This is a genomic window from Cupriavidus alkaliphilus (assembly GCF_900094595.1).
Classification (GTDB): domain Bacteria; phylum Pseudomonadota; class Gammaproteobacteria; order Burkholderiales; family Burkholderiaceae; genus Cupriavidus; species Cupriavidus alkaliphilus.
In genome coordinates, this window is the sequence record NZ_FMAD01000003.1 from 247,511 (window position 1) to 269,197 (window position 21,687).

Annotated in this window: 21 protein-coding genes and 2 tRNA genes; 14 read left to right on the forward strand and 9 right to left on the reverse strand. The window is 66.6% G+C overall.

Annotated elements, in window-relative coordinates:
• Positions 1 to 46: 46 nt before the first annotated feature.
• From GA0116996_RS07780 to GA0116996_RS07785, 3 genes are all read right to left on the reverse strand, one after another.
• Entirely contained in the window at positions 47 to 391 is a 345-nt protein-coding gene (locus GA0116996_RS07780) for a hypothetical protein (RefSeq protein WP_244159782.1), read from the reverse strand.
• A 95-nt stretch (positions 392 to 486) separates the two neighbouring features.
• A tRNA-Ala gene (locus GA0116996_RS28235) sits at positions 487 to 555 on the reverse strand.
• A gap of 134 nt (positions 556 to 689) precedes the next feature.
• Positions 690 to 962 (reverse strand): hypothetical protein, encoded by a 273-nt coding sequence (locus tag GA0116996_RS07785; protein WP_244159783.1) that lies wholly within the window; start codon positions 960 to 962, stop codon positions 690 to 692.
• Positions 963 to 1,198: 236 nt separating this feature from the next.
• Between GA0116996_RS07785 and GA0116996_RS07790 the strand changes: the two genes are divergently transcribed.
• From GA0116996_RS07790 to GA0116996_RS07805, 4 genes are all read left to right on the forward strand, one after another.
• Positions 1,199 to 1,420 carry a DUF2188 domain-containing protein gene (locus GA0116996_RS07790; protein WP_092309059.1) on the forward strand — a complete coding sequence of 74 codons (222 nt, stop codon included), beginning with the start codon at positions 1,199 to 1,201 and terminating at the stop codon, positions 1,418 to 1,420.
• A 186-nt stretch (positions 1,421 to 1,606) separates the two neighbouring features.
• A complete protein-coding gene (dusA, locus tag GA0116996_RS07795) occupies positions 1,607 to 2,620 on the forward strand; it encodes a tRNA dihydrouridine(20/20a) synthase DusA (RefSeq protein ID WP_092309062.1) in 1,014 nt (337 codons plus the stop codon).
• A gap of 984 nt (positions 2,621 to 3,604) precedes the next feature.
• The gene (locus GA0116996_RS07800) at positions 3,605 to 3,883 is read left to right on the forward strand and encodes a hypothetical protein (RefSeq protein ID WP_183298689.1); all 279 of its coding nucleotides are present in this window, start codon (positions 3,605 to 3,607) and stop codon (positions 3,881 to 3,883) included.
• A 103-nt stretch (positions 3,884 to 3,986) separates the two neighbouring features.
• Positions 3,987 to 4,062 (forward strand) — tRNA-His (locus tag GA0116996_RS07805).
• 84 nt (positions 4,063 to 4,146) lie between these two features.
• Here GA0116996_RS07805 and GA0116996_RS07810 read toward each other — a convergent pair.
• The 3 genes from GA0116996_RS07810 to GA0116996_RS07820 all read right to left on the reverse strand — a co-directional run bounded on the left by GA0116996_RS07810 (position 4,147) and on the right by GA0116996_RS07820 (position 7,595).
• A complete protein-coding gene (locus GA0116996_RS07810) occupies positions 4,147 to 4,707 on the reverse strand; it encodes an NADPH-dependent FMN reductase (RefSeq protein ID WP_092309065.1) in 561 nt (186 codons plus the stop codon).
• Between the two features lie 128 nt (positions 4,708 to 4,835).
• Positions 4,836 to 5,924, reverse strand: a complete 1,089-nt coding sequence (locus GA0116996_RS07815; protein ID WP_092309068.1) for an enoyl-CoA hydratase/isomerase family protein — start codon at positions 5,922 to 5,924, stop codon at positions 4,836 to 4,838.
• Positions 5,925 to 6,029: 105 nt separating this feature from the next.
• On the reverse strand, positions 6,030 to 7,595 hold the full coding sequence (locus GA0116996_RS07820; protein WP_092309071.1) for a methyl-accepting chemotaxis protein: 1,566 nt from the start codon (positions 7,593 to 7,595) through the stop codon (positions 6,030 to 6,032).
• A 232-nt stretch (positions 7,596 to 7,827) separates the two neighbouring features.
• Between GA0116996_RS07820 and GA0116996_RS07825 the strand changes: the two genes are divergently transcribed.
• On the forward strand, positions 7,828 to 8,691 hold the full coding sequence (locus GA0116996_RS07825; protein WP_092309074.1) for a sterol desaturase family protein: 864 nt from the start codon (positions 7,828 to 7,830) through the stop codon (positions 8,689 to 8,691).
• 53 nt (positions 8,692 to 8,744) lie between these two features.
• Here GA0116996_RS07825 and typA read toward each other — a convergent pair whose 3' ends face one another.
• Positions 8,745 to 10,565, reverse strand: coding sequence for a translational GTPase TypA (gene typA, locus GA0116996_RS07830; RefSeq protein ID WP_092309077.1), 1,821 nt, complete (start codon positions 10,563 to 10,565; stop codon positions 8,745 to 8,747).
• Between the two features lie 213 nt (positions 10,566 to 10,778).
• Between typA and GA0116996_RS07835 the strand changes: the two genes are divergently transcribed.
• From GA0116996_RS07835 to GA0116996_RS07875, 9 genes are all read left to right on the forward strand, one after another.
• Positions 10,779 to 11,270 (forward strand): MarR family winged helix-turn-helix transcriptional regulator, encoded by a 492-nt coding sequence (locus GA0116996_RS07835; RefSeq protein ID WP_092309080.1) that lies wholly within the window; start codon positions 10,779 to 10,781, stop codon positions 11,268 to 11,270.
• A gap of 109 nt (positions 11,271 to 11,379) precedes the next feature.
• On the forward strand, positions 11,380 to 12,924 hold the full coding sequence (locus GA0116996_RS07840) for an AdeC/AdeK/OprM family multidrug efflux complex outer membrane factor (protein WP_092309083.1): 1,545 nt from the start codon (positions 11,380 to 11,382) through the stop codon (positions 12,922 to 12,924).
• Positions 12,925 to 12,968: 44 nt separating this feature from the next.
• Entirely contained in the window at positions 12,969 to 14,219 is a 1,251-nt protein-coding gene (locus GA0116996_RS07845) for an HlyD/EmrA/EmrK family protein (RefSeq protein ID WP_092309086.1), read from the forward strand.
• A 2-nt stretch (positions 14,220 to 14,221) separates the two neighbouring features.
• Positions 14,222 to 15,844: a DHA2 family efflux MFS transporter permease subunit gene (locus GA0116996_RS07850; protein WP_092309089.1), complete on the forward strand. Its 1,623-nt coding sequence runs from the start codon at positions 14,222 to 14,224 to the stop codon at positions 15,842 to 15,844.
• A 181-nt stretch (positions 15,845 to 16,025) separates the two neighbouring features.
• The gene (locus GA0116996_RS07855) at positions 16,026 to 16,814 is read left to right on the forward strand and encodes an IclR family transcriptional regulator (protein ID WP_092309092.1); all 789 of its coding nucleotides are present in this window, start codon (positions 16,026 to 16,028) and stop codon (positions 16,812 to 16,814) included.
• A 34-nt stretch (positions 16,815 to 16,848) separates the two neighbouring features.
• Positions 16,849 to 17,565: a dipeptidase PepE gene (gene pepE, locus GA0116996_RS07860; RefSeq protein WP_092309095.1), complete on the forward strand. Its 717-nt coding sequence runs from the start codon at positions 16,849 to 16,851 to the stop codon at positions 17,563 to 17,565.
• Positions 17,566 to 17,607: 42 nt separating this feature from the next.
• Positions 17,608 to 18,531 carry a DUF1177 domain-containing protein gene (locus GA0116996_RS07865; protein ID WP_092309098.1) on the forward strand — a complete coding sequence of 308 codons (924 nt, stop codon included), beginning with the start codon at positions 17,608 to 17,610 and terminating at the stop codon, positions 18,529 to 18,531.
• Positions 18,528 to 19,235 (forward strand): AroM family protein, encoded by a 708-nt coding sequence (locus GA0116996_RS07870; RefSeq protein WP_092309101.1) that lies wholly within the window; start codon positions 18,528 to 18,530, stop codon positions 19,233 to 19,235. The genes GA0116996_RS07865 and GA0116996_RS07870 overlap by 4 nt, the downstream gene beginning before the upstream one ends.
• Positions 19,236 to 19,301: 66 nt before the next feature.
• Positions 19,302 to 20,294, forward strand: coding sequence for a Bug family tripartite tricarboxylate transporter substrate binding protein (locus GA0116996_RS07875; protein WP_092309104.1), 993 nt, complete (start codon positions 19,302 to 19,304; stop codon positions 20,292 to 20,294).
• A 59-nt stretch (positions 20,295 to 20,353) separates the two neighbouring features.
• On the opposite strand, the gene GA0116996_RS07880 is transcribed toward GA0116996_RS07875, so the two are convergent.
• A complete protein-coding gene (locus tag GA0116996_RS07880) occupies positions 20,354 to 20,536 on the reverse strand; it encodes a YgaP family membrane protein (RefSeq protein ID WP_092309107.1) in 183 nt (60 codons plus the stop codon).
• A gap of 191 nt (positions 20,537 to 20,727) precedes the next feature.
• On the reverse strand, positions 20,728 to 21,675 hold the full coding sequence (truB, locus tag GA0116996_RS07885; protein ID WP_092309790.1) for a tRNA pseudouridine(55) synthase TruB: 948 nt from the start codon (positions 21,673 to 21,675) through the stop codon (positions 20,728 to 20,730).
• Positions 21,676 to 21,687: the final 12 nt, after the last annotated feature.

Consider the following 21,687-nt stretch of genomic DNA (forward strand, 5'->3'; position numbering starts at 1 on the left):
ATTTACGGACGCGGACGCTTGCAGCGTCGCCGGACTTCTGTCGCGCTCAACTACGCGCGCACGCCTTGGCTTCGGCCTCGAGTTCCGTCGGCGTCAGCTGGGGAAACCAGGTATCGGTCTTGCGCAATTCCAGCGCCGTGCCGTCGGCCTGTGGCGTCAGAGAGATCAGGTAGGCGTATTGATATTCACCGCTTGCCGCGCTCTGGCCGATACGGATTTCGATCTGGTTTTTCGCCGGCAACTGGACCAGCGTAGCCTCATCGCCAAGATTGTTGCGCAGGCATTTCGCGACCTCCGCCATCTTGACCGGCGTATACAGGCGCATCGGCGGGCGAGCGCGGACGTCCTTCTCCGAAGTGCCAGTGGCACACCCTGCCACCATGGTTGCCATCGCTGCGCCAATCAGTGCCGTTCGAACCAACATACCACCCCCGGGGAATGCAAAACGGCGCCCTTGGGAGGCACCGTCCTGGAGAATGCATGGGGTGGCTGGATGGGACTCGAACCCACGACGACGGGAATTTGCCATCCCGGCGTCCATCGCCATTGACCCCATTGAAATCAACGCTTTCGGCTTCGCATTGCAGTTTTGCGCGGAGCCGGGTGCGGATTTTAACCCGCGCACGCGCCACGCGCCATCTCGATCTTTGCGCGATTGACCAGCAGCGGCGTTTGGCCCGGCAGGCGGCTTACCAGCGCTTGCACTCGATCTTCTCTTCGAATTCCCCGTCGCGCTCCCACTCGCGCTCGATCAGGCAAGGGCCTTCGCGGTATTTCTGCTTCTGTTCGTAACCGCGCGGCCCACCCTTGCACTTGCGCTCTTCCTTGTATTCGCCATCGCGCTTCTGCTCGCGCTCCACCTCGCAGCCGCCGCTGCGGAACTTCTCCTTGTATTCGCCACCGCCATGGCGATAGCCACCCGGATAATCGCGATCATCGGCCTGCGCCAGCGATGGCGCCATCAAACACAGTAGCAAGGAGACAGCGGCAGCGGGCGTCCGGAGCATGGAGGAAGAAGCAGGAGGGAAATTGCGGCGAGCATAGCAACCGGAGTCGCTGGCCGCTGTATCAAAGCGTTACGCCGCGGCGATCAGCGGAATTCCTCCGACAACGCCCCCGCGCAACGAGGGGTGATAGGCCTCCGACACGGGGTGGCGTCTGCCGCCGCAGCTTGCTTGCGGCGACCTGGGAGCTACCGATGGCAGTATCGAGCATTAGCGTCGTGCCCGCCGAACAAGGCTGGGCACTCGAAATAGACGGCACTCCCGAGCCGCGCGAGTTGTTCCCTACCCTTGAAGCCGCGATCAGTGCGGGCTGGGCACGCGCCCGAAGCGAACGCGTCGAGCTTCATATCCAGCCACTGGCTGGCGGCGTACGCCTGCGCGCGGAGGACAGCAGTCCGGCGAATTTTGCCGCCTAGCCGCTATGGCTCCGGTTATATCGTGGCGCAGCAGACCTTGGCGCGGTAGCCTATACTCACGTCTTCTCGCTGGCCCGCCACGCGCCAGGCCCATGCCGGGGTGAAGTGACCTGCATATGCCACCACGCCAGCCTCCGGGGCCTGCCGACGCTGCCGCATCCGGCCCGCACCCAATTGCCGTATTCCATGAACGTAAATCCCCGCCGCATTTCGGTTGCGCCGATGATGGACTGGACCGACCGTCATTGCCGCATGTTCCATCGCCAGCTCAGCCGCCACACCTGGCTGTATACCGAGATGGTGACCACCGGCGCGCTGCTGCATGGCGACGTGCCGCGCCACCTCGACTTCGATGCGGCCGAGCATCCGGTCGCGCTGCAGCTGGGCGGCAGCGAACCGGCCGACCTCGCCATGGCGGCGAAGCTTGGCCAGCAGTGGGGCTATGCCGAAATCAACCTGAACTGCGGTTGCCCGTCCGAGCGCGTGCAGCGCGGCGCCTTCGGTGCCTGCCTGATGGCGGAGCCGGAACTGGTGGCGGACTGCGTGAAGGCGATGCGCGATGCGGTAGAGGTTCCGGTAACCGTGAAGCATCGCATTGGCATCGACAAGGTCGAGCACTACGATTTCGTTCGCGATTTTGTCGGCAAGGTGGCGCAGGCGGGTTGCGGCACGTTTATCGTGCACGCGCGCAATGCGATCCTGAAGGGCCTGAGCCCGAAGGAAAACCGCGAGATTCCGCCGCTGCGCTATGAGGTGGCATACCAGCTCAAGCGCGAATTCCCGGAGCTCGAGATCCTGATCAACGGCGGCATCGTCAGCCATGATGAAATCGCCGCCCATCTGGAGCACGTCGATGGCGTCATGATCGGACGCGAGGCGTATCACCAGCCGTACATCCTCGCGGAAATGGACACGACGTTTTATGGCGATGACAGTGCGCCGGTGCCGTCGCGGCTCGAGGTCGAACTGGCAATGCAGCGTTATATCGGCGACTTCGTTGAGCAAGGCGGATATATGGGTGCCGTGACACGGCACATGCTCGGCCTGCATCGGGGCATCGCCGGCGGACGTGGCTGGCGCCGCGTGCTATCCGATGCGAAGCGCATGCATGCGGCGCGCACGCGGGCCGACGTCGAGGCACTGTTCGAAGAAGCCCGCACGCATCTGCACCCACACGCGCACGAGCCGCTGGCCGCGTAAGCGCGCATGGCCTCGTGCCGTGCCGAGGCTGTGCTCTAACTTCGAATCGTGAAAATATGCATGGCGGCGCGCGGGTTCCCCGCGCCGCACATGAAGTGCCCGATCGCCTGGAAACCGGCGTCCGGAAAGGGATTCCCCTAATTCGCTGAGTCAGGGCACTTTCTTACACTGTGCCTGCCCTCGAATACAGGGCTTTCTTCAACTGATTATTAGCCCGCTCCGGCGGGCTTTTTTTTCGTCGGCGAGCTCGTGCTTGCGGCATCGCTCTTCGTTTACCCGAATGGTGCATTCCCCCCATGGCAGTTACAGTGCAACGGCCTTCAGGGCATTTGAGATCGCTAAAGTTAAGAGTCCGCGCTGCGGACTCTTTTTTTGCGCGCTCGCCTGGCACCACCCGGACAAACCGATTTGACCAGCCTTCCGGGCAAGCGTTCCATCGGTCACGCAAAATAGATTCCGCTGGCAGCGCATCGCCGCGGCTATCGCGTATGGCTGACGCCGATGTCGAGCGTGCCGTAAGTCGTGATGCCCGATTCCCCGCCGTGGGCCCCGCCGCCCGCTGCGCATCCGCCCAGCAAGGCCGCCAGTGCGGCTACCGCCAGAAACCTCGTCGTCCATCTACACTTGTTCTGCATGGCCCGTTCCCTGCATTCGATCACGTCGGTTGGGCTCGCGCGTGGCCGAGAGGTTCCGTCGCAGGCATGGTGCGGCATGGAAACGTAAGCTGCCTAGGGGAAGGAAAAAGAGGCAGGCGGCCCATGGGGCGGGCCGCCTGACGGGAAGGTCGAGGGGGGTCAATGTCCCTCGGACTCGAGTATCGCTTCGGGCACGTGCCGCATGAACCCTGCAGAGGTAGGGGCTGTGCGCAGCATATTTGGCTGGCGGGCGTGGTCGGAAGTCATCCAGAAGCCGTGATACGATTTCCGCACGCTCCCCAGGCGAGATCAGGCACGGTATGCGGACCGTGCCGGCAGGGGAGGCAGCATGGACAATGACAACGTGGAAAACGAAGCGCCGTTCGGCGTCGTCTATGAAGACTTCAGGGTGATCTGGGTAGCCGAGCAACTCCAGGACGGCAAATGGACCGCGCGCTACTGCTGGTACCCCGGCACCTCGGAAGCCGCGGGCAAGGCGTTGCAGGAAGCCGTGCTGAACGGCAAGTCGCGCCGGCTGCTGGGCCAGTTCGATACCGAAGCCGAGACCATCGCCGCGATCAAGCAGGCGGTGCTGCTCGAGGCCAAGTGGAGCCCGCCCCGCTCATGAGCGATGCTCCTCAAAATTTTTTGTGCGGGATACTAGCCATCTCGAAAATCTGTTTGTATAATCTTGTTTTTCGTCGATCAGCGCTTCGCTGATGACCTCTACGGTGGCTGTAGCTCAGTTGGTAGAGTCCAGGATTGTGATTCCTGTCGTCGTGGGTTCGAGTCCCATCAGCCACCCCAAAATTCCCTGCAAAACGGCGCCTGATCCAGGCGCCGTTTTGCATTTTGGACTCGGCTTTCGCAGGCTGACGCTGCGCGCGGCGCTCAGCGCGGCGCGTTCCGCTCGATCCAAACGCCGAACGTGGTCATGAACTTGCCAAGGAAGCCCTTGGTCGACTCGTTGGCAATGCCGCCCTGCTCGTCGAACAGCTTGTCGACGCCGCTGATATAGGCTTCGGGCTGCTGCAGGATGGGAATATTCAGGAATACCAGCGACTGGCGCAGGTGATGGTTGGCACCGAAGCCGCCGATGGCGCCGGGCGAGGCACTGATGATAGCGCCGGGCTTGCCGTCCCAGACGCTGCTGCCATACGGGCGCGAGCCCACGTCGATGGCGTTCTTCAGCGGCGCCGGCACCGAGCGATTGTATTCCGGGGTCACGAACAGCACGGCGTCGGCGCGGCGGATGCGGTCGCGAAATGCAGTCCAGGCCTGCGTCGGCTTGTCGTCGAGGTCCTGGTTATACAACTCCAGATTGCCGATCTCGACGATTTCCGGCCTGAGCTGTGCCGGCGCAAGCGCGATCAGCGCCTTGGCCAGCTTGCGGTTGTATGACTCCTTGCGCAGGCTTCCCACCAGTACAACGACATCACGAGGTTCACTCATTGCGGCTCCTTTCACGGTGTAGACGGAATGGCACGGGCGGCGCCCGCGCGCGGCATGGCCGTGCGGGGGCGCCAGACCCTGCCCGTCACTCTACCTGAGTCGGCGCCGGCGCGTTCCGTGCAGCGATGTCAGGCAGGCTTGCCCAGTGCCGCCAGCGGGTGCTCCTCCTGGCGCCAGGGGCTGTCGAAGAACGACAGCGCCTTCTCGCGGCTGACTTCGTCGAGCCGCGCGTATTGCCAGCGCGGCTTGTGGTCCTTGTCGACCGCCAGCGCACGGATGCCTTCGACGCCGTCGCCCTTGCGGAACACGTAGTACATCATGTCGAGCTCCATGCGCAGTTCATCTTCCAGCGACATGCTGCGCGCGCGGCGGATCTGCTCCAGCGTCACGCACAGCATCAGCGGCGAACGGCTGCGCAGCATGGCGGCGGTCTGCGCGGCCCAGTCGCCGGGCGCATCGCTGACGGCGGCAAGGATATCCAGCGCGGTGTTGCCGGCGAACAGCTGGTCGATCTGCGGCGACAGCCCGGCCAGCGTGCTTTGCGCGGGCACGCAATCCTCGCGGTGCGCGGCGGTGAAGGTTTCGATATGCGCCAGCACCGCATCGCCGCTGGCAAACTGCTGCGCGCGCAGGGAATCGACCAGTTCCGCGAGACGGTTGCCGGGCAGGTAAGCGTCGGCCAGGCCGGCGTACAAGGCGTCGGCGGCATGGATCACGGCGCCGGTCAGCCCCAGGTATTCGCCGATGCGTCCGGGCGTGCGCGCCAGGAACCAGCCGCCCCCCACATCCGGAAACAGTCCGATATTGGTTTCGGGCATGGCCATCTTGGTGCGATCGGTGACCAGCCGCAGGCGTGCGCCCTGCGAGATGCCCATGCCGCCACCCATCACTACACCGTCCATCAGGGCGATATAAGGCTTGGCGTAGCGGTGGATCAGGAAATTGAGCGCGTATTCCTCGACGAAGAACTGGTCGAGCAGCGGATCGCCGGCATGCGCGGCCTGGTGGAAATAGCGGATATCGCCGCCGGCGCAGAACGCCTTGCCACCGGCGCCGGCCACCACCACGGCGGCGACCTCGGGCGCTGCGGCCCAGTCCTGCAGCGCCCGCGTGATGGCGCGGATCATGTCGAGCGACAGCGCGTTGAGCGCTTGCGGGCGGTTCAGCGTCAGGTATCCGATGCCACCGCGGACCTCGGTCGTGACGAATTCAGTCATGTCGTACTCCTCCAATGCAACTGGCAATTTTACGCCAGTCACCTTGGCAAGCGCACGCTCGTGAGCCGCTTGCGGCGCATGCCGGCACGCATGCGCCCTGCCCGCTCAGGCCAGTCGGAACGTCGCCACCAGCGAGGTGAGCCGCTGCGCCTGCTCTTCCAGCGATGCCGCGGCGGCCGCGGCCTGCTCCACCAGCGCCGCGTTCTGCTGCGTCATGCTGTCCATCTGCGACACCGCCACGTTGACCTGCTCGATGCCGTTGGACTGCTCGTCCGAGGCCGCGCTGATATCGCCGATGATGGCGCTGACGCGCTGCACCGCATCGACGATGTCCTGCATCGCGCGCCCCGCCTCATCGACCAGTCCCGAGCCCTCGCGCACGTTGGCCACCGAGGCACCGATCAGCGCGCGGATCTCCTTGGAAGCGCTGGCGCAGCGCTGCGCCAGGTCGCGCACATCGCCCGCGACCACAGCGAAGCCGCGGCCGTGCTCGCCGGCGCGCGCTGCTTCCACCGCGGCGTTCAGCGCGAGGATATTGGTCTGGAACGCGATCTTCTCGATCACCTCGATGATGTCGACGATCTTGCCCGAGCTGGCGTCGATCGATTGCATGGTATTGACCACGCGCAGCACGGCATCGCTGCCGCGCCCGGCCAGGGTGGCGGCATCCGTGGCCAGCGCGCGGGCCTCGCGCGCGCTGTCGGCATTCTGGCGCACGGTGCTGGTCAGTTCCTCCATGCTCGATGCCGTCTCTTCCAGCGAGGCCGCCTGCTGCTCGGTGCGCTGCGACAGGTCGGCATTGCCGCTGGCAATCTGCTTGCTGGCCGCGGCGATCGAGTCGGCACCGCCGCGCACATCGCCCACCATCGCCACCAGGCTGGCCTGCATCCGGCCCAGCATGCCCAGCATGCGCGCGGTCTCGCTGCGTGCCGCTTCGTCGGCCATCGCTTCGCCGCCGGACGCGGCAACGCTCAGGTCGCCGCCGGCAATCTTTTCGAAGCGCGCAATCGCCGTATCCAGCGGCTGCACGATCGAACGGCGCAGGCGCCATGCCACCACGGTGCTGAACGCCAGCCCCACTGCCAGCACGCACACGGATAGCGTGAACAGGTTGCGATAGCGCTGCTGCGACGCCTCGTAGACCTGCTTCGCGCTGGCCACTTGCAGCTTGTTCAGCTCGGTGTTGACGCTGGTGAAAGCAATATCGAGCTGCGGGATGGTTTCCAGCACGGCCTTCATCACGCCGTCGCGATCGCCGGCATGCAGGGCCGCAATCATGGGCGCCACCCCTTGTTTGAACAACGCATCGCGCTTGGCGGTAACGTCTTCGACTACCCTGGCCTCGTCGGCCGAACGCGGCAGCGCGAGATAGGCCTTCCAGGCCTTCTCCGAATCGCGCGCAAAACCCTCGGCGGTCGCGGCGCGCGCCTTGGCGTCGGCCGGATCGGCGGCAAAGGTGGCCTGGTCCAGCAGCACGCGAACCAGCAACTGGTTCGAACGCGCCTCGGCCAGGTTGACCGCGGCCGACAGCTGCTGCCCGTAGATCTGGTGCGTGGCCTCATTGCTGCGCGACATGCCAAGCCAGCCGACGGCACCGACAATCAGCAACAACAAGTTTGTGACGATCGTGAGAAACCACAATCTGGCGCCGATAGTCGTGTTTTTGAACATGGATGAGGCTCCGCGAGGAAAGAGAGAACTGGAATAAGGCGGCGCGCCGCGCCGTTGCCCTGTCCAACTACGGCGCGCGCGCCGCATCCTTTACCCGTATTGATCGCCTTCACACGCGTGACAGAACTGCATGGCAGTACAGCATCGCCACCAAGTGATGGATTCGGCGCGCCCCCCGCCGTTTGGAGGAAGCCCTCGTGGCAATTTCGCGGCGAACAGGCACACTGCCGGGATGAACACCGCTTCGCTCGATCCCGGACTCGTGCTGCTGGCCTTCGCGCCGGTCTTCGTGCTGACCATCGGCGCCGAAGCGTGGTACTGGGCGCGGCGCGACCCTGCCGTCTACAGCCTGCGCGACACGCTCTCCAACGCCGCGCTGGCGCTGATGCACCAGGCCTCGGATGCATTCTTCCTCTGGCTGATGGTCCGCACCGTCTATACGTGGTGCTACCACCACGGCCTGCAGGCCATGCCGCAGACGCTGTGGTCGTTCGCACTGCTGCTGTTGCTGCAGGACTTCCTCTACTACTGGTTCCATCGCGCCAGCCATCGCGTGCGCTGGCTGTGGGCCTCGCACGTGACGCATCATTCGTCGGAAGGCATGAATTTCTCGACCGCGTTCCGGCAGAGCCTGACCTACCCGCTGTCGGGCATGTGGCTGTTCTGGATTCCGCTGGCGTATATCGGCTTCACGCCGGACTGGGTGATCCTGGCCGTGGGCCTGAACCTGGGCTTCCAGTTCTTCGTCCATACGCGCCTGGGGCAACGCTGGCCGCTGGTCGAGCGGCTGCTGAACACGCCTTCGGTCCATCGCGTGCACCACGCGAAAAACCCTCACTACATCGACCGCAACTATGCCGGCGTGCTGACGGTCTGGGACCGCCTGTTCGGCACCTTCGTCCCCGAGCACGAGGCGCCGGTCTACGGCATCACGCGCCAGGTGCGCAGCCATGACCCGCTGACGCTGACCTTCCACGAATGGCGCGACATGCTCGCCGATGCCTTGCGCGACCGCGACCTGCGCTATCTGTGGAAGCCGCCGGAATGGCGCAGCCCGCGTGCCGCGGTGCCGGCGACGCTGCCGGGCACGCAATAAAAAACCGCGCCTGCAGGCGCGGTTTTTTGTGAGCAGCGTCAGCGTCCGGGCGCTTATGCGCCTTCGCGGGCGGCACGCTTGCGCTCGTGCTCCTTCAGGTGGCGCTTGCGCAGGCGGATGCTCTTGGGGGTGAGCTCGACCAGTTCGTCGTCGGCGATGAATTCCACCGCGTATTCCAGCGACATCTGGATCGGCGGCACCAGACGCACCGCTTCGTCGGTACCCGACGCGCGCACGTTGGTCAGCTGCTTGCCCTTGATCGGGTTCACGACCAGGTCGTTGTCGCGGCTGTGGATGCCGATGATCATGCCTTCATACAGCGCATCGCCCGGCTTGACGAACATGCGGCCGCGGTCCTGCAGCTTCCACAGGGCGTAGGCCACCGCGTCGCCGTCGTCCTGCGAGATCAGCACGCCGTTGTGGCGCTCGCCCAGGCCGCCTTCGCGCACCGGCGCGTAGTCGTCGAAGATATGGCTGATCAGGCCGGTGCCGCGCGTCAGCGTCAGGAACTCGCCCTGGAAGCCGATCAGGCCGCGGGCCGGGATGCGGTACTCGAGGCGGGTGCGGCCCTTGCCGTCCGACGCCATGTCGAGCAATTCGCCCTTGCGGCGGCCCAGCTCTTCCATGATGCCGCCCTGGTGGCTGTCTTCGACATCCACGGTCAGCAGCTCATACGGCTCGCACTTGACGCCGTCGATTTCCTTGAACACCACGCGCGGACGCGACACCGCCAGCTCGTAGCCTTCGCGGCGCATGTTTTCCAGCAGGATGGTCAGGTGCAGTTCGCCGCGGCCCGACACTTCGAAAATGGTGTCGTCGCCGGTATCGGCCACGCGCAGCGCCACGTTGGACTTCAGTTCGCGGTCCAGGCGCTCGCGCAGCTGGCGGCTGGTGACGAACTTGCCTTCGCGGCCGGCCAGCGGCGAGGTGTTGACGCAGAAGTTCATGGTCAGCGTCGGCTCGTCCACCTTCAGCATCGGCAGCGCGTCCTGCGCCTCGGGCGCGCACACGGTGCAGCCGATGCCCAGTTCTTCGATGCCGTTGATCAGCACGATGTCGCCGGCTTCGGCTTCCTGCACGATTTCGCGCTCCAGGCCCTGGAACTTCAGCACCTGGTTGATGCGGCCCTTGATCGGGTTGCCTTCCGGGCCGAACTTGACCACCACGTCCTGCAGCGGACGGGCACGGCCACGCGAGATGCGGCCCACGCCGATCTTGCCGACGTAGCTGGAGTAGTCCAGCGAGATGATCTGCAGCTGCAGCGGGCCGTCGCGGTCGTCGTCGCGCACCGGCACCTTGTCGAGCACGGTCTCGAACAGCGGCTTCATGTCGCCGTCGCGCACGTCTTCGGTCAGGCCGGCAAAGCCGTTCAGGCCCGAGGCGTAGATCACCGGGAAGTCGAGCTGCTCGTCGGTGGCGCCCAGCTTGTCGAACAGGTCGAAGGTCTGGTTGATGACCCAGTCCGGGCGCGCGCCCGGGCGGTCGATCTTGTTGACCACCACGATGGGCTTCAGGCCCAGCGCCAGCGCCTTGCGCGTGACGAAGCGGGTCTGCGGCATCGGGCCCTCGACCGCGTCGACCAGCAGCAGCACGCCATCGACCATCGACAGCACGCGCTCCACTTCACCGCCGAAGTCGGCGTGGCCCGGGGTGTCGACGATATTGATATGGGTGCCGTTGTACTCGACGGCACAGTTCTTCGCGAGAATCGTGATCCCGCGTTCCTTTTCCAGGTCGTTCGAGTCCATCACCCGTTCGGCGACTTGCTGGTTGTCGCGGAAGGTGCCTGCCTGGCGCAGGAGCTGGTCGACCAGGGTGGTCTTGCCATGATCGACGTGGGCGATGATGGCGATATTTCGGATGGCGCGGGTCATTGCTGCGTCTCGCTAAGAACGGGGCCCTCGCATGGAGGGCCGGAGAATCTGAGGTAACCCAACATTCTAGCATGTTGCGGCGCAAGAAGCGTTGACCGGAACCGCCGCTGCCATAGGGAAAATATTTGCGGATTTCGCAATAACCAATTTCCGTTCTTGCGGATCGTTAAACGTGAACATATATTTGCCTCAGCAAACATTGCAACGGCAAAGATGTCACAACCACCCGCTTCCGTCCCGCCCGCCTCGCCCAACCCTCCGGCCGGCTCGTTCGACCCCGCCCAGTACCAGATGTGCGACAGCGTCGGTTACCTGATGCAGCGCGCGAAGAACATGCTGGCGCACGGCGTCGAGCAGGAGGTCAGCAGCCTGGACATCACCCAGGCCCAGGCCAGCTGCCTGATGATGCTGGCCACCGGCCGCGCCTCGACCGTGACCGACCTGGGCCGCGAACTGAACACCGACATGGGCTCGGTCACGCGGCTGCTCAGCCGCATGGAAAAGCGCGGCCTGATCGAGCGCCGCCGCCGCGATGCCGACCGCCGCGTGGTCGACCTGTCGGTGACGCCGCAGGGCCAGGAGCTGGTGCAGCAACTGCCGGCGATCTTTTGCAAGGTCCTGGCGCACCACTTTCGCGGTTTTTCCGAGGACGAGATCCAGTTACTGCGCGGCATGCTGCGGCGGGTCATCGACAACAGCGGGTAGCAGGCTTCGCGCCGGACTTCCGGCACGCCAGATCGTCCGCGCCGGCCATCCCGGCCGGACACCGTCAGCAGCCCGTAGACCCCGTATGGCTCCGCCACGGAGCAACACCATGAAACCAGATTTTTCTTTCCGTTTTTCACAGTCGACCAGTTCGCGCAAGCTGGCGCGCCGTGCCGGCACGCTGGCGCTGACCGCGATCGCGGCCGCGGCGCTGGCCGGGTGTGCCGCGCTTGGCGATTCGCACAGCACCCAGACCATGGCCGGTCCGGCCACCATGGCGACTTCGCAAACCCTGCCCGGCGAACACGGCCAGTGGCCGTCGCAGGACTGGGTCAGCCAGTTCCAGGACCCGCAGCTGAACGCCCTGGTCGACGAGGCCATCCAGGACAGCCCCAACCTGCAGGCCGCATTTGCCCGCGTCGAGGCCTCGCGCGCGATGGCCGAGGCCACCCGCAGCGCGCTGTATCCGCACCTGGAGTTCGAAGGCAGCCTGCTGCGCCAGCGCTTTTCCAACAACGACCTGTTCGAGGGCACGCCGCTGGCGGGCTCGTGGCAGAACCAGTCGCGCCTGCAGGTGGGCCTGTCCTATGACTTCGACTTCTGGGGCAAGAACCGCGATGCGCTCGAAGCCGCGCTCTCCGACGACCGCGCCGCCGAGGCCGAAAGCCAGGCCGCGCGCCTGATCCTGGCAACGTCGATCTCGCGCAATTACGCGCGCCTGGCCGCGCTCTATGCGCAGCGCGACGTGGCCGAGCGCGCCATCGCCCAGCGCCGCGACCTGACCGAGCTGTCGCGCCAGCGCCTGGCCGCCGGCCTGGACACCCAGGTGGAAACCACCCAGGCGCGCGGCACGGTGGCGGCCTCGCAGACAGACTTGCAGCGCGTCGATGAAGAAATCGCGCTGGCCCGCAACCAGCTCGCGGCGCTGCTCGGCAAGGGCCCGGACCGAGGCCTGCAGATCCAGCGCCCGGTGCTGCTGGCGCAGGCCACGCCGACGTTGCCCGACAACCTCACCATCGGCCTGCTGGGCCGCCGCCCGGACCTGGTGGCGGCGCGCTGGCGGGTCGAGGCCGCGTCGAAGGACATCAACGTCGCCAGGAAGGAATTCCTGCCCGACGTCAGCCTGAGCGCGTTCGCCGGCCTGGCCGCGCTGGACCCGTCCAAGCTGCTGATGGGCATCAGCCGCACGTTCGGCATCGGCCCGACCATCCGGCTGCCGATCTTCGAAGGCGGCAGGCTGCGCGCCAACCTGAAGGGCAAGTACGCCGGCTACGACATTGCCGTGGCCAACTACAACCAGGCGCTGGTCGATGCGCTGCGCGAGACCGCCGACACCATGACCAGCATCCGCAGCGTCGACAAGCAGATCCAGACCCAGCGCGAAGCACTGGACCTGGCCGAGCACGCCTACGCGCTGGCCACCACGCGCTACAAGGCGGGACTGGGCACGCAGCTGACCGTGCTCAACGCGGAAAGCAACGTGCTGCAGCAGCGCCGACTGGCGACCGACCTGCAGGCGCGGCGCCTGGACCTGCAGATGGGCCTGATGAAGGCACTCGGCGGCGGCTACCAGGAGCCGGCCGAAGGCCACGGCAGCATCGCCCATGGCCCGGCGCAGCAACCGGACAACACCCAGGCGGGCGCCCGCGGCTGATCCGCGCACCCGGTGATCGCAGACAAAAGTATCCAGAAGACATCATGAGCAACAACCAGCAAGCGGCCGGCACCAACACTCCCCAGCAGGCCACGGCCACTCCTCCCAACGGCAAGCGCAAGCGCCTGCTGCTGTCGCTGAGCGCCGCGATCGTGGTCGCCGGCATCGGCTACGGCGTCTACTGGGGGCTGTATGCCCGCCATTTCGAAAGCACCGACGACGCCTACGTCGCCGGCAACGTGGTCCAGGTCACGCCGCTGGTGGCCGGCACGGTGGTATCGATTGCCGCCGACGACACGCAGCTGGTCACCGCCGGCCAGCCGCTGATCCAGCTCGACCGCGCCGACACGCAGGTGGCGCTGGAACAGGCCGAGGCCCAGCTGGCCCAGGCCGTGCGCGAAGTGCGCACGCTGTACGTCAACAACGGCTCGCTCGCCGCCAACGTGGCGCTGCGCGAAGCGGACGTGGCCAAGGCCCGCGACGACCTGCGCCGGCGCCAGGCCATTGCCGGCTCGGGCGCGGTATCGAATGAAGAGATCTCGCACGCGCAAGCCGCGCTCAAGGGCGCCGAGTCGGCGCTGCTGGCCGCGCGCGAGCAGCTGGCATCGAACAAGGTGCTGACCGACCAGACCACGGTCGAGAACCACCCCAACGTGCAGCGCGCCGCCGCCAACCTGCGCTCGGCCTACCTGTCGTTCGCGCGCTCGGCGCTGCCGGCGCCGGTGACCGGCTACGTCGCCAAGCGCTCGGTGCAGGTCGGCCAGCGCGTGGCCGCCGGCGCGCCGCTGATGGCGGTGGTGCCGCTGGACCAGGTCTGGGTCGACGCCAACTTCAAGGAAGTGCAGATCACGCATATGCGCATCGGCCAGCCCGTGACGCTGGAAGCCGACGTCTATGGCTCCAAGGTCGAATACCGCGGCAAGGTCGCGGGCTTCTCGGCCGGCACCGGCTCGGCGTTTTCGCTGCTGCCGGCGCAAAACGCCACCGGCAACTGGATCAAGGTGGTGCAGCGCCTGCCGGTACGCATCGCGCTGGACCCGCAGCAGCTCAAGGACCATCCGCTGCGCGTGGGCCTGTCGATGACGGTCAAGGTCGACGTGCGCCGCGAGGAAGGCGCCGCCATGGCCGCCGCCGCGCCGGCCAGGCCGATGCAGACCGACGTCTATGACAAGGTGGCGCAGGATGCCGACCAGCTGATCGCGCGCATCATCGCCGCCAACAACGGCGGCCGCGGCGCCGGCCTGTCCTCGGCCAGCGCCGCCCACGCCAAGTCCGGCAAGCCCGCCAATACCTGATCATGGCCACCTCCCCTTCCGCCGCACCGGCCGCGCCCGGGGCGCAGCCAGGCGCCGGCCCGGCGCCGGCGCGGGCCCTGCCGCAGCAGCCGCAGCCGCTGACCGGCGGCAAGCTGGTGCTCGGCACCATCGCGCTGTCGCTGGCCACGTTCATGAACGTGCTGGACTCGTCGATCGCCAACGTGTCGATCCCGGCGATCTCGGGCGACCTGGGCGTGGCGCCCAACCAGGGCACCTGGGTCATCACCTCGTTCGCGGTGGCCAACGCGATCTCGGTGCCGCTGACCGGCTGGCTGACCACGCGCTTCGGCGCGGTGCGGCTGTTCATCACCTCGATCCTGCTGTTCGTGCTGGCGTCGTGGCTGTGCGGCGTCGCGCCCAACCTGGAGACGCTGCTGGCCGCGCGCGTGCTGCAGGGGGCGGTGGCCGGGCCGATGATCCCGCTGTCGCAGTCGTTGCTGCTGTCGAGCTATCCGCCCGCGAAGAGCACCATGGCGCTGGCGCTGTGGGGCATGACCACGCTGGTGGCGCCGATCATGGGCCCGCTGCTGGGCGGCTGGATCTCCGACAACATGACGTGGCCGTGGATCTTCTACATCAACGTGCCGGTGGGCATCGTCACCGCCTACGCCACCTGGGCCATCTACAAGGATCGCGAGACGCCCACCAAGATGCTGCCGATCGACCGCATCGGCCTGGCGCTGCTGGTGATCTGGGTGGGCTCGATGCAGCTGATGCTCGACAAGGGCAAGGAGCTGGACTGGTTCCATTCGACCGAGATCGTGGTGCTGACGCTGGTGGCGATCGTCGGCTTCCTGTTCTTCCTGGCCTGGGAAACCTATGAGAAGCATCCCATTGTCGACATCAGCCTGTTCAAGGGCCGCAACTTCAGTTCCGGCGTGGTCGCGATCTCGGTGGCCTACGGGCTGTTCTTCGGCAACCTGGTGATCCTGCCGCTGTGGCTGCAGACCATCGTCGGCTATACCGCGACCGACGCGGGCATCGTGATGGCGCCGGTCGGCATCTTCGCGATCCTGCTGTCGCCGGTGATCGGGCGCAACCTGCCGAAGATGGATGCGCGCTGGGTGGCCACCGCGGCCTTCATCACCTTCGGCATCGTCAGCCTGATGCGCGCAGGCTTCACCACGCAGGTGGATACCTGGACGCTGATGGTGCCCACGCTGATCCAGGGCGCGGCCATGGCGATGTTCTTCATCCCGCTGACCTCGATCATCCTGTCGGGCCAGCCGCCGGAGAAGATTCCGGCCGCCTCGGGCCTGTCGAACTTTGTGCGGATCACCTTCGGCGGCATCGGCGCGTCGGTCTCGACCACCGTCTGGGAGAACCGCTCGGCGCTGCACCACGCGCAGCTGGTCGAGCAGGTCAACCCCTACAACCCGGCCTACCACGACCAGCTCAACCACCTGATGCAGATGGGCATGAGCCAGGCGCAGGCGGTCGGCGTGATCGAGCGCAACATCACCCAGCAGGCGGCCATGCTCGGCGCCAACGACATCTTCTGGATCTCGGGCATGCTGTTCTTCGTGCTGATCGGCTTTGTCTGGCTGACGCGGCCGGCCAAGGGTGGCGGTGGCGGCTCTGCGGACGCGATGGCGGCGCATTGAGCCTCCGGTTCAGCGATGCATGGAATGGTCCCGGTTTCGGGGCCATTTTTTTTGCCCGTATCCGGCAAGGGAAATTTCCCCTTGTGTTCCGCCATCCATCGCCCTATGATTTGCCGACCGAATTACGGAACCTTGGTTCCAAAAAACGGAACCAAGGCAACGAACGTAGCGGAGAGGCGAAGTGAGCATTCTTGAAGGCGTGGAGAGCGTGCTGGACTTGTTCGGGCACGGCCGCCACGAGATCACGTTCAACGATGTGCTGGATGAGCTGGGCCTGGCCAAGAGCTCGGCGTCGCGCCTGCTCGCACAGATGGTGCGCTACCGGCTGCTGGAGTTGCAGCCATCGACGCGACGCTATCGCCCAGGCGCACTGGTGATCCGCGCGGCACAGGCCGCCACGCAGGCGCACCCCTTTGACGACCAGTGCCGCGAGATCCTCGCCGCCTTGTCGGATTCGACTGGCTTCACGGCCTACCTTTCGATGCTCGACGGCACCGACACCGTGGTGCTGCAGCGCCTGAATGGCAGCAACCCGGTGCAGGTGCTGTCGCCGCCGGGCGCGCGCCGCCCGGCCTTCACCACGGCCATGGGCCGCGTGCTGCTGTCGCGCCTGTCCGAGACCGAATTCAGCGCGCGCTACGGCGCCACCGGCGCCCGCAAGCTGCCCGACGCACCCGCCGGATGCCCCGCCACCGTAGCCGAGCTGCGCGAGCGCGTCGCCACGGCCCGCGCCGAGCGCAGCGCCATCGCCGTCAACGAAGGCATGCCGGGCATCGGCGCCGTTGCCACCACGCTTGCGGATCCGCTCTCTGGCGACGTGCGCGGTCTGTGTCTGTCCTTCACCGCGATGCAGGTCAGCCAGGCCCAGGCCCGCGCGCTGCGGGAAACGCTGGTGCAGGCGGTGGCGCCGCTCGGGCAGCGCCTCGGCGATCCGCTCTGGCTCCATCCCGGCGACGCCGCCGCCCACTAGTCATCCCGGCAGCTCAAACCGCCAGCTCGAACTCATGGAACTCCTGTTACTCAGCAACTCCTCCAGCGACGCGGGTTACCTCGTCCATGCCCACGACGCGATCCGCGAACTGGCCGACGGGCGCACCCGTGCCTGCTTCCTCCCGTTCGCCGGTGTCACGCGCGACTGGGACAGCTACGAAGCCCTGGTGCGCGAGGCACTGGCCCCGGCCGGCATCGCCGCGCACTCGCCGCACCGGCTCGACCATGCGGATTGCGTGCGGGCGGTGGCAGCGGCCGAACTGATCGTCATCGGCGGCGGCAACACCTTCCGCCTGCTGCAATGCCTGCGCGCGCGCGGCCTGCTGCCGGTGATTGCGCGCCAGGTGGCCGCGGGCGCCGCGCGCTATATCGGCTGGAGTGCCGGCACCAATGTCGCCTGCCCGACCATCCGCACCACCAACGACATGCCGGTCGCCGACCCTGGCGGCCTCGACGCGCTCGGGCTGGTGCCGTTCCAGATCAACCCGCACTACTTCAACCTGGTGGTGCCCGGCTTCCGCGGCGAAACGCGCGACCAGCGGCTGGCCGAGTTCACGGTGCTGCAGCCGCAGACGCCGGTGCTGGGCTTGCCCGAAGGCAACTGGGTGCGCGTCTCGGGCGATCGCATGGAGATGGGCGGCGCGCATCGCGCACGCTGGTTCCTTGGCCGGCAGATAGTGGACGTCGCCCCCGGCGCACTGTCCGTGCCGGCCTGTACCGCTGCCATCTGATCCATCGCCATCCCGTAACGCAAGCAAGGAACCCCAAGCAAGATGTCCATCAAGCAGGTGATTGAATCGATCGAGCTGCTGTCCGCGGCCAACGTCGACGGCGCAGCCGTTGCCACTTTGCTGCGCGCCCGCGGCATCCGCGACGTCACGGTGACGCGCGTGGAAGAGAACGGCCTCTACACCGACTTCCTCGCCTGCACCCTGCCGGGCCGCGACCCCGATGCGCCCGCGCTGGGCGTGGTCGGCCGCCTCGGTGGCGTCGGCGCGCGCCCGGCCGTGACCGGCCTGGTGTCCGATGCCGACGGCGCCATCGTTGCCGTCGCCACCGCGCTCAAGCTGGCCGACATGGCCGCCGGCGGCGATGTGCTGGCCGGCCCGGTGCGGATCCATACCCACATCTGCCCGCACGCCGCGACGCGGCCGCACCAGCCGGTGCCGATGATGAAATCGCCCTTCGCCATGCGCACGATGATGTCGCACGAAGTGCATCCCGACATGGCAGCGATCCTGTCGGTCGACACCACGCGCGGCAACCGCTTCGTCAACCGCCGCGGCGTGGCGCTGACGCCGGTGGCCAAGCAAGGCTGGCTGTTGCGCCTGCCGGAGCGGATGCTGGACCTGCTGGGCTGGGTCAGCGGCGAACTGCCGTCGGTGCTGCCGCTGACCACGCAGGACATCACCCCGTATGAGAATGGCCTGTGGCATGTCAATTCGATCATGCAGCCGGCCATCGTCACCGCGGCGCCGGTGGTGGGCGTGGCAATGACCGCGCAGACCACCGTGCCGGGATGTGCCACCGGCGTCACCAACGCCTTCGACATCGATGTGGCGACACGCTTCTGCATCGAGGTTGCCAAGCAGTTCGGCGAGGGCCAGTGCGCCTTCTTCGATGCCGAGGAATGGGCCGAGCTGCAGCGGCGCTACGGCTCGCTCGCGCACCTGCAGACCGTCGGGACCGAAGCATGACCACAGCCGCCCCACGCCTGCCGCGCGTGGCCTTCGTCACCATCGGGCAGTCGCCGCGAACCGACGTGGTACCGCAGATGATGGCCGACCTGGGCCTGCCGGCCGAAGTCGAAGAATTCGGCATCCTCGACGCGCTGGGCCCCGACGAGATCGCCGCGCTGGCGCCCGCCGCCGGCGAGTACCGCTTCGCCAGTCGCCTGCGCGACGGCACGCAGGCGGTGATGGGCAAGCCGGTGGCCGAGGCCATGCTGGCGCGGCTGATGGCCTCGCTCGACGATGGCCGCTTCGACGCGCTGGTGCCGCTGTGCACCGGCACCGCGCTGCCGCCGATGCGCACGCTGGTGATCGAGCCGCAGCAGGTGGTCGATCACCTGACGGTCGCGCTTGGCCAGGGATGCAAGCGGCTCGGCATCGTGCTGCCCCTCGAGGGCCAGGCCGACAGCTTTCATCTGATCAAACCGGTGTCCTGCGAACTGCGCGTTACGCATGCCTCGCCTTATACCGATCCTGGCACCGGCGGCTTCGCTCGCGCCGGCCAGGCCCTGCGCGGCTGCGATCTGGTGGTGATGCACTGCATGGGCTACACCGAGGCGATGCGTGCCGAAGTCGCGCACCATGCCCGCGCCCCGGTGCTGCTCTCTAACCGGATGGTGGCCACGCTGCTCGGCCAGGTGCTGGATGGCCGCGGCCGAAATGGCCTGTGAAATTGCTTACGGGTAAAGGCAAGCCCGCTGACAGATTGCCTGTGACACAGCTGGAGTGGAAGTAACATGGAAAAGGTGGCGAAGTGGATGGGACCGCTGCTGCGCGGCATGGCTTGCATGAGCCTGGTTGCGGTGGCGGCGTCGGGCGCGCATGCGCAGGAATGGAAGCCCGCGAAGCCGGTGCGGCTGCTGGTCGGCTTTGCCCCGGGCGGCTCCGCCGACCTGCTGGCACGGCTGGTGCAAGGTCCTTTGTCAGAAAGCCTCGGCGTGCCGGTGGTAGTCGAAAACGTGCCGGGCGCGGGTGGCAATATCGCCGCCGACAAGCTGGCCAAGGCCTCGCCGGACGGCTATACCATCGGCATGGGCGCAGCTGGCGCGATGGCGGTGACCCACGTGCTCAACCCGAAGGGCACGCCGTACAAGGCCGATGACTTTACCCCCATTGCCATGCTGGCGACGCAGCCCAACGTGGTGATCATCAACCCTGCGCTACCGGTCAAGACGATGGCGGACTTCACCGCGTACGTGAAAAAGACACCGCAGGTCACCTATGGCACCGCGGGCGTCGGCACGTCGAACCACCTGATCGCCGAGACCATGCTGCATCGCCTCGGCATCGACATGGTCCACGCGCCGTACAAGGGCGCCACCCCGGTGATCACCGATCTGATGGGCGGCCATATCGCCATGACCGTCGACAACATCACCACCGCCGCGGCGCTCGCCAAGAGCGGCAAGGTCAAGGCGCTGGCGGTCACGGGCAGCAAGCGCTCGCCGTTGCTGCCCGACGTGCCGACGCTGGCCGAAAGCGGCCTGAAGGATTTCAACATGCCGACCTGGCAAGGCATCTTCGGGCCCAAGGACCTGCCGAAGGCGATCGTGGCCCGCTACAACCAGGCCCTGGTGAAGGCGCTGGCGAATCCGGAAGTCAGGAAGAAGATGGCGGAGTTCGGCTCGGAACCGGTCGGCGACACCCCGGAACACTTCGCCGGCTTCCTGGCGCAGGACCGCAAGATGTGGACCGAAGTGATCAGGACGGCGAAGATCACGCTCGAGTAATCGCCGCAAGGGAAACGGCGCGCAAGCGGCCCCGTCTCCTGGCTCCCGGTCTGTCTACGCTAGCAGCCCTTGCCGAACAACCGATAGGCGGGGCAATAGCCCATCACGCCGGTCAGCAAAGGCACCAGCCCGATCCAGCCCCACAGCGTCCCTGGCCTGATAAAGACCAGTGTGATCAGCGCGGCGCCAACCAGGATCCGGATCGACCGATCCACAACACCAAGGTTCTTGCAGAACAACATGCTTTGCTCCTGTTTGCCAAGTAAACAGAGCGAGCTTGCGCCGCGTCTCGACGGAAGTCCTTGACCAGACCACAACTGGCGCATCATTCGATGCAGGCTTGGACGCGTCCCGGAGCCGCGGAAAAACAAAAAGGCCACGTACCCCGATCGATCCGGGCGCACGTGGCCTCCTGGCTCAGGCAGGACGCTGCCTATAGCTTCACCAATCGTTCAGGGCGCAACGCGCCCTCGCGCATGCGCGCCACGCCCAGCAGCCGCGCGGGCTCGCCGGCATAGACGCGGGCCAGCGCTTCCTCGGCCACGTCGGTACCCGCCGGCAGGTCGCGCCAGGCGATCCGCTGGCCCTGCAGGAAACGCCCCGCCGCGGCTGCGTCCAGATGCACCGGCACACACTTCTGCAGCAAGGCGTCCACCGGCGCAAGCATGGCAGGGCGCTGCGCGTCATCCTGTTGCTCGATCTGCTCCAGCGTGACGGCGCCGTCGAGCGTCAGGTCGCCCACGGCAATCCGGCGCAGCCCGGTCAGGTGCGCGCCGCAGCCCAACGCTTCGCCGATATCCTCGGCCAGCGTGCGGATATAGGTGCCCTTGCTGCAAGTCACCCGCATCGTGAACGACGGGGCCTCGGGCAAGGCGCAGTCCAGCAGCGCGATCGAACGGATCGTGACACGCCGCGCCGCGCGCTCCACGGTCTGGCCGGCGCGCGCGTATTCGTACAGCGGACGGCCGTCCTTCTTCAGCGCCGAATGCATCGGCGGCACCTGCTCGATCTCGCCGACAAAACCTGCCACCACACGCTCCACCGCGGCGCGGTCACAGGTGACCGCACGCACGTCGAGCAGCTCGCCTTCGGCATCGCCGGTGCTGGAACGCGCGCCCAGGCGCACTTCGGCGTCATAGGTCTTGTCCGCTTCGAGCAGGTCCTGCGAGAACTTGGTGGCTTCGCCGAAGCACAGCGGCAGCAGCCCGGTGGCCAGCGGATCGAGCGTGCCGGTATGACCGGCCTTGGCCGCGCGCAACAGGCGCTTGGCGCGCACCAGCGCGTCGTTGGACGACAGCCCCAGCGGCTTGTCGAGCAGCAGCACACCATGGACCTCGCGGCGCGGCAGGCGCGGCGGACGGTTGGCGTTGGAATCGGTCATCGGGAACAAGCG